The sequence below is a fragment of the Flavobacterium sp. LM4 genome (assembly GCF_002017935.1).
GTDB lineage: Bacteria > Bacteroidota > Bacteroidia > Flavobacteriales > Flavobacteriaceae > Flavobacterium > Flavobacterium chungangense.
Genome location: NZ_MUFW01000003.1, coordinates 251,298 through 263,345 on the forward strand (window position 1 = coordinate 251,298; position 12,048 = coordinate 263,345).

General features: G+C 31.6%; 13 protein-coding genes. 5 read left to right on the top strand and 8 right to left on the bottom strand.

From position 1 onward, the window contains the following. The first annotated feature begins 492 nt into the window (after positions 1-492). The 5 genes from BXU10_RS18465 (at position 493) to BXU10_RS18485 (ending at position 6,274) form a co-directional block, all read left to right on the top strand. Positions 493-2,031 (top strand): glycine--tRNA ligase, encoded by a 1,539-nt coding sequence (locus BXU10_RS18465; protein ID WP_078229022.1) that lies wholly within the window; start codon positions 493-495, stop codon positions 2,029-2,031. 187 nt (positions 2,032-2,218) lie between these two features. Continuing rightward, complete coding sequence (locus BXU10_RS18470; protein ID WP_078229257.1) at positions 2,219-3,028, top strand: LytTR family DNA-binding domain-containing protein; 810 nt, start codon at positions 2,219-2,221, stop codon at positions 3,026-3,028. Between the two features lie 174 nt (positions 3,029-3,202). Continuing rightward, entirely contained in the window at positions 3,203-3,436 is a 234-nt protein-coding gene (locus BXU10_RS18475; protein ID WP_031455012.1) for a hypothetical protein, read from the top strand. A 107-nt stretch (positions 3,437-3,543) separates the two neighbouring features. Next, positions 3,544-5,589, top strand: a complete 2,046-nt coding sequence (locus BXU10_RS18480) for an ATP-binding protein (RefSeq protein ID WP_078229023.1) — start codon at positions 3,544-3,546, stop codon at positions 5,587-5,589. Further along, positions 5,579-6,274 (top strand): response regulator transcription factor, encoded by a 696-nt coding sequence (locus BXU10_RS18485; protein WP_078229024.1) that lies wholly within the window; start codon positions 5,579-5,581, stop codon positions 6,272-6,274. Before BXU10_RS18480 ends, BXU10_RS18485 begins: the two co-directional genes overlap by 11 nt. A gap of 81 nt (positions 6,275-6,355) precedes the next feature. Here the strand turns inward: BXU10_RS18485 and thiL are convergent, their stop codons facing one another. The 8 genes from thiL to BXU10_RS24850 all read right to left on the bottom strand — a co-directional run bounded on the left by thiL (position 6,356) and on the right by BXU10_RS24850 (position 11,758). After that, a complete protein-coding gene (gene thiL, locus BXU10_RS18490) occupies positions 6,356-7,402 on the bottom strand; it encodes a thiamine-phosphate kinase (RefSeq protein ID WP_078229025.1) in 1,047 nt (348 codons plus the stop codon). 239 nt (positions 7,403-7,641) lie between these two features. Further along, a complete protein-coding gene (locus BXU10_RS18495; protein ID WP_078229026.1) occupies positions 7,642-8,187 on the bottom strand; it encodes a hypothetical protein in 546 nt (181 codons plus the stop codon). A gap of 203 nt (positions 8,188-8,390) precedes the next feature. Then, positions 8,391-9,101, bottom strand: coding sequence for a hypothetical protein (locus BXU10_RS18500; RefSeq protein WP_078229027.1), 711 nt, complete (start codon positions 9,099-9,101; stop codon positions 8,391-8,393). 176 nt (positions 9,102-9,277) lie between these two features. Next, positions 9,278-9,649, bottom strand: a complete 372-nt coding sequence (locus BXU10_RS18505) for a DUF1801 domain-containing protein (protein WP_078229028.1) — start codon at positions 9,647-9,649, stop codon at positions 9,278-9,280. Positions 9,650-9,778: 129 nt separating this feature from the next. Beyond that, complete coding sequence (locus tag BXU10_RS18510; protein ID WP_123922051.1) at positions 9,779-10,291, bottom strand: DUF6210 family protein; 513 nt, start codon at positions 10,289-10,291, stop codon at positions 9,779-9,781. An 81-nt stretch (positions 10,292-10,372) separates the two neighbouring features. After that, complete coding sequence (locus tag BXU10_RS18515; protein ID WP_078229030.1) at positions 10,373-10,819, bottom strand: hypothetical protein; 447 nt, start codon at positions 10,817-10,819, stop codon at positions 10,373-10,375. A 212-nt stretch (positions 10,820-11,031) separates the two neighbouring features. Then, entirely contained in the window at positions 11,032-11,259 is a 228-nt protein-coding gene (locus BXU10_RS18520) for a hypothetical protein (protein ID WP_123922052.1), read from the bottom strand. Between the two features lie 229 nt (positions 11,260-11,488). Continuing rightward, complete coding sequence (locus tag BXU10_RS24850; protein ID WP_123922053.1) at positions 11,489-11,758, bottom strand: hypothetical protein; 270 nt, start codon at positions 11,756-11,758, stop codon at positions 11,489-11,491. Between the last annotated feature and the right edge of the window lie 290 nt (positions 11,759-12,048).

A 12,048-nucleotide genomic window follows, 5' to 3' on the forward strand; every position in this document is an offset into this window, starting at 1 on the left:
TTTGTTTCCCAGTGAGTTGTTAGAGTTATAATTTTTAGCACTTTAAAATAAGTCAATATCAGATTGAAATTAAGAGATTCTTGGAGTACTGCTTTTACCGGAAGATAAATTTTAAGGCTACTTAAATAAAAATAAATATCTTAGAATTATAAAAAAACGAATTACAGTACTGAATTTAAATCATTAGCTGTCGATTAAGTTACCAGCGAGAAATGTATTCTGGTAGAGCGTATTTAAATGAAGTAACAAGGACGAGTCAAAAACTCATTCGCGCACAAATATCTGGGTATATTGTATGATGATTTGAATAAAAAAGATAAAGCCTTTTAATAATAATTAACTTTGAAAAGAAGTAATATTCGTGTAACAAGTGGAATAATTTCATTTATATTCGCCAAAAAATGTATTTATTAATAAAAAACTTCAAATAAAGGTTTCAATCTTAGTTGATTTTCTTTTTTTTAAACCTACTTTTTATATTTTTGCATCATTATGGCAAAACAAGAAGATTTATTTAAGAATGTGGTTTCGCACGCAAAGGAGTACGGATTTATTTTTCCGTCAAGCGAAGTATACGACGGATTAAGTGCAGTGTATGACTATGCACAAAATGGAGTCGAGTTAAAAAAGAATATCCGTGAATATTGGTGGAAATCAATGGTTCAGATGAATGAAAATATTGTAGGATTAGATGCTGCAATATTGATGCATCCAACAACCTGGAAAGCTTCAGGCCACGTTGATGCTTTCAACGATCCGTTAATTGATAATAAAGATTCAAAGAAAAGATACAGAGCTGATGTTTTAGTAGAAGATTATGCTGAAAAGTTAAATCAGAAAGCTCAAAAAGAAATCGAAAAAGCAAGAGCCCGATTTGGAGACGCTTTTAATGAAGAAGAATTTGTTAGTACAAATGCACGTGTTGTTGAATATCTTTCAAAAAAGAAAGAAATTTTAGCAAGGCTTGCAAAAGGTATGAGCGAAGATCTTCAGGATGTAAAAGCGCTGATTGATGAACTTGAAATTGCTGATCCTGAAACCGGATCAAGAAACTGGACAGATGTAAAGCAGTTCAATTTAATGTTCGGAACAAAACTTGGAGCTTCTGCAGATTCTGCAATGGATTTATATTTGCGTCCGGAAACGGCACAGGGTATTTTCGTTAACTTTTTAAATGTTCAGAAGTCTGGACGTATGAAAGTTCCTTTTGGAATTGCCCAAACCGGTAAGGCATTTAGAAATGAAATAGTTGCAAGACAATTCATTTTCCGTATGCGTGAATTTGAACAAATGGAAATGCAGTTTTTTGTACGTCCGGGTGAAGAAATGCAATGGTATGAACACTGGAAAACAACCCGTTTAAACTGGCATTTGTCTTTAGGATTAGGAAAAGAAAATTACCGTTTTCACGATCACGAAAAATTAGCGCATTACGCAAATGCAGCTGCCGATATTGAGTTTAACTTCCCATTCGGATTCAAAGAACTGGAAGGAATTCATTCCCGTACCGATTTTGATTTAAAAGCACACGAACAATACTCAGGTAGAAAACTACAATATTTTGATCCTGAACTGAATGAAAACTACGTGCCATACGTGGTTGAAACCTCTGTAGGTCTTGATCGTATGTTTCTGGCTGTTTTTGCAACATCGTTGCAGGAAGAAGTTTTAGAAGATGGATCAACAAGAACGGTGTTGAAATTACCGGCAGTTCTGGCGCCAACAAAAGCAGCTGTTTTACCCTTGATTAAAAGAGACGGATTGCCTGAAATTTCCAAAAAAATCATTGATGATTTAAAATGGGATTTCAATGTTTCTTATGATGAAAAAGATGCAGTTGGCCGTCGTTACAGAAGACAGGATGCTCTTGGAACTCCATTTTGTATCACTGTAGATCATCAGACTATCGAAGATCAAACGGTAACCATCCGTCATAGAGATACTATGAAGCAGGACCGTGTTGCGATAGCTGATTTAAAATCAATTATTGAAAACGAAGTTTCAATGAAAAATTGGTTAATGAAAATGTAATTTTTTCAATTTCAATATATTAAATCCCAAATTCTAAATTAAGAGTTTGGGATTTTTTTATACCCTACTTTAGGCTGTTTTTTTTGCAAATGAAGATATGGGTTTAGATATTTTTTATAACTTTAGATGTTTTATTTTGAAAAAAATCCCCGCAAATTAATTGATTAACCCCAAAATTAATCCAAAAATGAATTACACCTACATTATTTTAGATGATGACCCGGACAGTGTTGAAAAAACAAAGGCAATTGCAAAGGAGTTTTCAGAGTTAAATTTTATAGCCTCTGCTAATAACTACACAGATGGATTGAACCTGGTATTAAAACATATGCCAGATTTGGTTTTTTTAGAAATTGACCCCAAAGATAAGGCCAGTGGGCTTGCTTTGAATTTAATTAATGGATTATTAATGTATCTGAAAGAACTGCCTAAAATTATTGTTACAACAAAAAGCAAGGAGTTGGCGTTTGATTGTATACAATATGAAGTAAATGATTATTTCCTAAAACCCCTGGCGGCTATAGATTTTGTAAAATTGATTCATAAATTAAATAAATTGTCTAATGAAGATGAAGTGCTTTTGGTTCAGAAATTAAAACCAAAAGAAAAACAAGATGTTGAGGGTATTCAGATTAATAAAAATCGGAAATCTTTCATTCTGTGTGTAAAATCATATGGAGATCATCGTTACATAGATTCAAGTGAAATATGTTACTTTCAGGCCGATAATAATTCAACAGATATTCATTTGAAAAACGGTGAGATGATTACCGCTTTTAAGACTTTGAAACATTTTGAAACCGTTTTGTCAAATCCTTTTATCAGAATACACAACAGTTATATAGTAAACAGGAATTATATTTCGAGAATACATACTGGAAACTCTTTATGTTATATAAAAAAAACGACTATCAAACTGCCGTTTTCTAAATCTTATAAAGCAAATGTTGATTTTATAATTAGTGAGTTTGCCAATGAAAATTACATAGAAACTTAAAATAAAACCATCTGCCCTGATTTGCTATCCATTCACTCATGAACGGGTAGCATTGACCATAAACGCCTTTTTTTAAGGTGATTGTTGAGGTTTACTACTTAGTTTTACAAAAGAATTCCGAACGAAACGGAATCAAAAAATGTAAAAAAGTATAACAATATAAACTCAACAATCATGAAAAAATTAGCTTTAACAACAGGATTATTCTCTTTAGTAATGGTATTAACTTCATTTAATACAGCTGAAGCTTCAAATGATATTTTAGTAAACAATACAACAGTTGGAATTGATGGAAATCAATCAGCAGGACAAAGTAGAAAAGTAGATATGATGGGAACTGATTTATCAAACCAAAAAGTAAGTATTGATGGAAATCAGTCAGCAGGACAAAGTAGAAAAGTGGATTAATTAGCTGCAATTCATTTCAATATACAGAAGGTCGTCTAAATTAGACGGCCTTTTTGTTTATGCCTAATGTATAGTTTTGTATTTTTGAGTAAATTTTTAAGACAAAATTGAAAAAAAACTATCTGATATTACTTATATTTTTTATTGGTTGTACGAAGCAAAATGAAGGCACTCGTGTATCCAGTCAATCAAGAGATAGCCTGGATTTGTACTTGTCACTGGCTAATGAATACAAATTGCCGGTAGAGATAAAGCAAAAGTACAATCAAAAAGCTTTTGAAGTGATTATGAGCCAGCCCGATGATTCACTCAAAAGGGTAAATCTTTTTAAAGTTGCCAATCGTTATTTTAATATGAGGGATTGGAACAATTATAATAAAACGGTTAAAATTGTCTTAGAAAAGGCCCAAAAGGCAAAGGATTCGGTTTCAATGTCGAAAGCTTACATTTATTTAGGGGATTATTACAGTTCTCAGACTTCTTCAGACAGTGCATTTGCATTTTATTATAAAGCTGAAAAATTATATTTAGCTACTGATGATTTTTATAATTTAGCAAAGACAAGACTTAGCAAAGCATTATTGCAGTATAATGAAGGCGATTTTTATGGAAGTGAAAAAGCTATTTTTAATGCACTCAGAGTTGTTAAGGGCAAAAATAATAATGATATTTTATACGAAGCCTATAACCTGCTTGGAATTTTGTACAATGAATTAGGTGAATATGAAAAGGCAATCGAGTTTCATAACAAAGCAATTACCAGTATCGATGACAAAATTATTCCTGTTGAGTTCCAATCAAAAGCAACCTCATTAAATAATATAGGATTTGTTTATCAAAATCTCAGTGATTACAAAAAAGCTAATTTTTATTTTCAGGAAGGATTAAAGGAGAAAAACCTGTTTAACCAAAAGCCCGAATTATATGCCATTTTGCTGGATAATTTAGCTTATTCTCAGTTTAAGTTAAACGAGACCAGTCAACTTCCAAATTTATTTTACAAAGCACTTAAAATAAGGGATAGTTTGCAGTTAACTGCAGGTATAACAGCTAGTAAAATGCATTTGTCTGAGTATTTTGCGTCGGTAAAAGATACTGCGAAGGCGCTGCATTATTCAAATCAGGCATTGATAGTTTCAAGACGGACTAAAAATTTCCGTAATGTATTGGTGGCTTTGAAGCAGTTATCGTTAATTCAGCCTGAAAAAGCTTCAAAATTTTCAGAAGATTATATTAAGCTTAACGACAGTCTGCAAAAGGCTGAGCGTAAAATGGGAGACAAATTTACGCGGATAGAATATGAAACAAATGAAATAAAAAGCGAAAATTCGAGTTTAGAAATACAGAACAGGACTTTGGTATATGTTTTTAGTTTCTTTTTACTGATAGTTTTGTTTTTTTATATCTATAAAACACAACAGGCAAGAAACAGGGAATTGCTTTTTAAGCAGCAACAGCAAATTGCAAACGAGGATATTTATAATTTAATGATTTCGCAGCAAAATGCAATTGAAACCATGCGAATCAGAGAAAAGAAAAAAGTTGCACAGGAACTGCACGATGGCGTTTTAGGAAGGATGTTTGGTGTGAGGATAAGTTTGGACAGTCTTGATAAATTAGACGAAGAAACTGCAGCCGATAAGCGAAAAAAATATCTGCTCGAATTAAAGGAGATTGAACAGGATATTCGTGAAATTTCACATGATTTAAATAAAGAAAAATCAGGATTGATCAATAATTTTGTTGCGATTTTAGAAAAATTGTTTCAAAATCAAATCAATACATTTAGTGCTAAATTGATTTATAACATTGATTCAAATATCAAGTGGGATTTGGTAAGCAATGTTGTAAAAATTAATTTATACAGGATAATTCAGGAGGCCCTCCAAAACGCGAATAAATATGCAGAAGCAAAAACAATTACAGTTGAGTTTAAGAGTGAGATTAATTATTTAGTTTTATCAATATCTGATGATGGAGTAGGATTTAATACTCATAAAACAAAAAAAGGCATTGGGCTGCAAAATATTGTACAGAGAACGGCAGAGTGTAACGGAAATGTTGATATACATTCGGCTAAAAGTGAAGGGACATCTATTATCGTAAAGATACCAATTGACCAAAAAATAAATAAAATTCATAATGAAAGCTGATTCAACAACATCGTCGCTTAAACAAACAAGCAACATATTAATTGTAGACGACCATCCGTTTATTATTGAAGGTTATAAAAATGCTATAACACGTTATAATCCTGAAAGCCATGAGTTTTTGATCTCACAGGCAAAAGATTGCAAATCTGCTTATGAGATTATAACGAATCCTGAAATCTTACCTTTTGATATTGCCTTTTTAGATATAAGTATGCCTGCCTATGATGAAAAAGAAATTTTTTCAGGAGAAGATTTGGCAAAATTAATTCTCGAATACATGCCAAACTGCAAAATTATTTTGCTGACCATGTATACCGAATTACTAAAAATTAAAACCATCATCCGGACTATACAGCCCAATGGACTGATTATTAAAAATGATTTGACATTTGATGAATTGCTTTTTGCTTTTGATAAAGTGATAAAAAGCGATAAATATTACAGTCAGTCAGTTCAGAAAATGCTGAATCAATCACCTCATCATTCAATTGAAATCGATGAATTTGACAAACAGATTTTATTTCATTTGTCTAAAGGAACTTCTGAAGAAGAAATGCCGCATTATATTCCTATTTCTGTAAACGCAATAAAAAGACGAAAAAAAGGTCTTAAAGAACTGCTCAAAATAAAAACAGATTTAGATGATGATTTGGTAAAAGAAGCAAAAAGCAAAGGACTTTTTTGAGTTAAAACTCCAAAACAAAAAATCCAAATTCCAACGATATGATGAAGGGAATTTGGATTTTTTGTTTAGTTTTTTTAAAAATTATTCACTCAGGGCATCCCAGCCACGAGCTCTTAAGGCAATCTTAGTATTGGCGCGTGTTACGAGATGAATTCCTTCACTTTCATCAGCCATATGACCAATTATAGAAAAGTTTGGATTTCCTTTTATTTTGTCAAAATCGTTAATGTCAATGGTAAATAGCAATTCGTAATCTTCTCCGCCATTAATCGCAACGGTTGTACCGTCGATATTAAACTCTTCGCAAGTCGAAATAAATTGTGGGTCTAAAGGTAATTTATCTTCGTACAGATTACAACCCACCTTTGACTGCTTGCATAAATGAATAATTTCTGAAGAGAGTCCGTCAGAGATGTCAATCATCGAAGTTGGTTTTATTTCAAGAGCGTGTAGCAAAGTACGAACATCTTTTCTGGCTTCAGGTTTCAGTTGGCGTTCAATCAAATAAGTGTAAAGATCCAAATCCGGCTGATTATTTGGGTTTACCTGAAAAACTTGTTTTTCGCGTTCTAAAACTTGTAATCCCATGTAAGCGGCACCAATATCGCCGGTTACAACCAATAAATCAGTTTGTTTGGCTCCGTTTCTGTATACAATTTCATCAGCGTCGGCTTCACCAATTGCAGTAATACTGATGATTAACCCTTTTTGAGATGAAGTGGTGTCACCGCCAATAACATCTACTTTATACTCATTTGCAGCATGTGTAATTCCTTCAAATAATTCTTCTAAGGCTTCCAGAGGAAAACGATTAGAAACGGCTACAGAAACCGTTATTTGCGTTGGTTTAGCATTCATGGCGCAAATGTCAGAAACATTTACTACTACAGATTTGTATCCTAAATGTTTCAAAGGCATATAAGCCAGGTCAAAATGGACACCTTCAATTAATAAATCGGTCGAAACGACTACTTTTTTATCCTTAAAATCAAGAACAGCAGCATCATCGCCAATACTTTTTAAAGTCGATTCCTGTTTAACATCGAAATTTTTGGTTAAATGTTCTATTAAACCAAATTCGCCTAATTGCGCTATACTCGTACGTTGTGGGTTTTTATCTTCGATCATTTTGTCTCTTTATTGCTTTTTGGTTTTTACCAAGTTTGCAAAGGTACGAAGTTGAAGGTTTAATAACTATAAACGGAGTTCGATTATTATTTTGTAGCAGCATTTGGCAACATTGGTTCCACTTTCCGTTGCAAACAAAGTTTCCTGAACTCGATTAAAATCAAAAGGATTTTTACTTCAATCCGGGCTAATGCAAAAATATTTTTTATTTTGTCTTAAAATTTTTACAAGGTAAAACATTATGCTTGGTTTAATAAATTGACATACTTAATGTTTCTGGCCAGTAATTTATTAAAATAATCGTTTACACTATCTTTGAATTCTCTTTTAGGCTTATCTTTTTCATAGGCTTCTAAAAGTCCCTTCTCTTTTAATCTTTTAGTCAATGCCTTACTTTTAAACTTTTTAACAGGGCCTGAGATAGTTTCTGAATAATATTCAGGAGAGCTTGAAAATCCGGGAGTAACATAGAAACAAAATTCGCCATGTGCTAAAATTATGTAGCTTTTATTTTTATATCTTCTCCATAATTGATCCTCTTCAGGAGAGTAAAAATCAGCACAAAAATGAGAAATTCCAACTCTTTCTGTTCCATTTTCGGTTTTTATCAACAGGCTTTCTCCTGCAAAAATGACATAAAGAAAAGAATTTTGAACTATTTTATATCCAGGTATAAATTTATCGTTGGAGTAATCTTCAATGGTTTTGTAAAATCTAAAATTTGTTTGACTAAAGGAAAGATTGCTAATGAAAACTAATAAAAATACAAATTGAATTTTCTTCATTTTTTTGGATGGTTAATTGAGCTTAATAAATTAGGGGTAGTTTTTTATTTTAGAGTCCTTTTAAATTTATTATCATAAAATAAGGCAATTTTTTTAGAATAGTAGTCCTTAATTCTAAAAAATACGAGTTTATAGTCGAAAATCATCATAAAGCCAATAAATTTTAAAAAGACACTCTTTGGAAACAACACCCAGAGTTGATTTTATTGTTCGATATAGAGAATTTTCTCATCGGAATTGTAGTTTGTTTTGAGATTAAAGTATCGGCCAATTTTAGACAAATTAACGACAATGAAATCTTTGGAGGAAAAAACCGTTTTGCCAGGATATGGATTCGATTTAAAATAAAAAGCATGTTTCTCACAATTTTTCACGGCTGTTTTTTCCCCGGTACTTGAATTGACTGACCAAATAATTGGAAATTTTTTCTTCCCGTTTTCCAAAACCAATGAATTTTCAATTAGTTGAATTCCAATTTGTTTTGTTGATCTAATCCGTGTTTTTAAGTTGTTGGTGCTCATTGAATCTTGCGTAACGTATCCATCGACGCTAATGTCTTTGTAATCGTAGTATTTACAATTACCTGATAGCACACTACTGAAATTGCTGAGGTTCATTGGATCAAGGAAAATTTCGTCTCCATCTTTGTAGATCAATGTTGTTGCGATTACTGCCGGACTTCGTTTGTTTTTAATTGCATTTTCAACGATAAATTTACCCATGTTGGAATGGATGTACGATTTTCCATTCTTTTTCACAACGATATTTGCCATTTGGGGCGATGAATCGCTTAGTAGACTTTTTACCAAGAAAAAGATTCCAAAACCAAGTGGGATAATGGCGAAAAAAGGAATCCAGCCAACGATTTTACTTCTTTTCTTAATTTTTTTTTGACTTGTAGTAGCGTTTTGCATGCGAGTAATAATTGAAAACTTAGTGTAAATCTATAAAAGTTTATAGAATAATAGGATAATTAAGGAAATATTGCCTATGAACAATAAATTTAAGTGTTTAAAAAAATATTTAGTTTTCAGCACATGTGTACTAAGTTGAAGGTTTTGTTCTCGTTACTTATGTACTTTTCTCGTTGTTATTCTTTGATTTTTATTGTTCCGTTTCTGTATAAGTCTAACGCTTTTTGCAAAATGGTTTCTATTGTTTTTAACGGTAAGTCTTTGTTTGGATTAATTCTGAAAATCTTCATTCGGGAACGCGTACCTTCTTCCAGTTCAGGGTGATCAAGATATTTGCCTTCTACCATGAGAATATAAGGTTCGTTTGTTTTTTTATCTGTCCACAAATAGCAAAACATTTTCTTCTTATAACAAAAACAGGGCATTCCCCACTTTTTCGTTTCGGTAATATTTGTGTCCTGATCAAGAATAATGCTTCGCAATGCAAGCAGACAACTCCTGTTTGGTTCTTCCTTTTTCAGATAGTAATTATAAAGTTCGTCTAACATTGGTTACCTGTTTTACGGCAATTAAAAAGTCAATTTTTGCATCTTCTGTATTTTGAGTTTTTGCTTTAAAAACTTCAAAGTGTCTTGTAAATGTTTGTAAATTAGTTATTTGATTTTAGTTGAAGTAATTTAGTCACTATTATTCCACGTAATAACTCCGTTTAAAGAAGTTTTGTCGAAATTTTTTAAAAGTGAATTATTTTGTGAATCTACATTTATTTTTACCCATATCCAAGCTTCATGTGATTCACATAGTTTTGTATTATCAATACTTATAAAATCTTTTAAATTATACTTTTCGAGTATTGATTCAATTGCGTATACATCTTCAGGATCAATTCCATTCGTTGCACCAGTTCCTTGATATTTTGAAGAGAGAAAATATTTTGTTAGTTCGGTTTCTGGGCTATGAAGGATATTCGATTCAATAATAACTTCATTCCCAACAGGAATATAAATACCTTCCAGTTCTGCTTGTAAACATTTATTTCCTCCTGTTTGATTAGAGAAAGTTATACCAGTTGGTAAGTTAACTATCATCCCAAATCCAAGGCTATCATAAAGAGATATTCGCTTCATTATTTTTGTTGTTTTTAGCAGTTGGTTTTTTGCGATAGTCAACAGGCCCAGTAAATTATCCAAATACAAAACATTTTGCATTAAGCTAATTGCACAAATCGATTGTAGCTGTTAGAAGGTTTTTTTTTATTCAAGAAAAACAATTTATTTTTTGTAGTCATAAATTTCTAACGAACTAATACTGGTTTTCGGTTTTACTTTTATGCTTTTCAAAGTTGAATTTGGTATAAGTTTATTGTCCACATTTACATATCCATCTCCATTTTTTGAACGTTTTTTATTTTGATTGGTAGCCATAATCTTTAATCCGTCCATAAAAGATTTTGTCAATTTGGTGTTCAAGTTATCTGTTCCAATATAGAAAGCGTGTTCGCCTTCTTTTCCTAAACCGTGTTCTACAAAGATTTCAAATGGCTTCAATTTGTTTTTCTTTTCAAAATTTTTGACATAATCCATTATCGGTTTTTCTGATGGTGATCCGCAACAAATGCTGGAATAACCAACAATAATATAATTTTTGTCCTTTTGAGAAAAAGCAAAAACTGGAATAATTACTAAAGCAATAGTTATAAGTTTGAGTAGTTGTTTCACTTTTTATGGTTTTCTTTTGTGGTGGTAGGTTCAGTAAAATTACCGTCAACATTCTTCTTTTTGGTACTACAGTGAGCTTGCGACTAAAAGCACATTATTGTGCCTGGCCAGCGATAGCGAACAGGAGAAGCAATCATAAGAAATACAAAACCCAACTTTCCATAAGCCAATTACCTAAATTCGTTCTGGCTGTTATAAGGATTTTTCTATTGTCAGTCATCATTTTTTATAAACTTTCTTATACTTCCTTTTTTTAATTTATGACTTAAATTTCCGCATTCTATCTTAATCATTTCGTCATTGTATTTAGTTTTTCCAAATTCAATGAGAAAACAACCTGTTTCGCCTGAAACTACTAAAGAATCATTATTCCAATAAGCTTCTGTAACGTTACTAACAAAACCTTGGTGTTCATTATGCAAAGAAACTGAAGAATACATTTCCAAGTATTCAATTTTAAATTCATCATTGATTATCACTGAGTTCGTACACGATACCAATGTCATTAAAGTAAATAGTACTGAATATTTAAAAATTTTCATTTTAGACACTGTGTTTTAAAATTGCTTATAACGTTCTGTTGTTACAGAGAATTTGAAACTAAATTGAAAACCATTTTTTTATTAAGCTAATTTTCCAAATTCTTATTAGTGGCTTTGTGCGATTTTTTTATTTAAATACAGAGGAAATTTCTTTTTTCTCATTTAACTTAAACATATAAAGTATTTCAATATCATTTTTTTTAATTTCAGTTAAAAAAAAATCTTGTGCACCTTCTTTAGTTATTTCCATATATTTCATTTCTTCGGTTGAATAATCAAAATTCTTTGATAATATTAACGAATTGTTTGTTTTTGAAATACACTCAATTTCGTTACTAATTGTGTTTTCTTTGTTTTTTTGAACGAAATCAGAAAAAGACATAAAAGAGTTTTGCATCGATACACATTTGAAAATCAATACAGTTTTGTCATTTTCAATTTTTAGACTAACATTTTTTGCGTAAATAGTTGATTCTGTTTTTAAATCTGCTTCACAGTCGCAGGAGTTGTTGTTTTCAGAAATTTTAGCTTCGTTACAGCTTAAGAAACAGATAAAAAATATTAAAGAATAAAGTGTTTTCATTTTGTCTTTGCAAAATATCTCGTAACGTCTCGCCTGTAACCGTCAGTAGCGGATCAAAGCGGTCTGAGTTTTCTCTGCCAAGATAAACTTTCTTCGCGAAACGG

Excerpts from the sequence above, each read along its gene's own strand:
- BXU10_RS18520 (WP_123922052.1), bottom strand. The coding sequence starts at position 11,259 with ATGTATTCTTCAGTTTCTTTGCATAATGAACACCAAGGTTTTGTTAGT.
- BXU10_RS18465 (WP_078229022.1), top strand. The coding sequence starts at position 493 with ATGGCAAAACAAGAAGATTTATTTAAGAATGTGGTTTCGCACGCAAAG.
- BXU10_RS18485 (WP_078229024.1), top strand. The coding sequence starts at position 5,579 with ATGAAAGCTGATTCAACAACATCGTCGCTTAAACAAACAAGCAACATA.
- BXU10_RS18475 (WP_031455012.1), top strand. The coding sequence starts at position 3,203 with ATGAAAAAATTAGCTTTAACAACAGGATTATTCTCTTTAGTAATGGTA.
- BXU10_RS18500 (WP_078229027.1), bottom strand. The coding sequence starts at position 9,101 with ATGCAAAACGCTACTACAAGTCAAAAAAAAATTAAGAAAAGAAGTAAA.
- BXU10_RS18495 (WP_078229026.1), bottom strand. The coding sequence starts at position 8,187 with ATGAAGAAAATTCAATTTGTATTTTTATTAGTTTTCATTAGCAATCTT.
- thiL (WP_078229025.1), bottom strand. The coding sequence starts at position 7,402 with ATGATCGAAGATAAAAACCCACAACGTACGAGTATAGCGCAATTAGGC.
- BXU10_RS18470 (WP_078229257.1), top strand. The coding sequence starts at position 2,219 with ATGAATTACACCTACATTATTTTAGATGATGACCCGGACAGTGTTGAA.
- BXU10_RS24850 (WP_123922053.1), bottom strand. The coding sequence starts at position 11,758 with ATGCAAAACTCTTTTATGTCTTTTTCTGATTTCGTTCAAAAAAACAAA.
- BXU10_RS18505 (WP_078229028.1), bottom strand. The coding sequence starts at position 9,649 with ATGTTAGACGAACTTTATAATTACTATCTGAAAAAGGAAGAACCAAAC.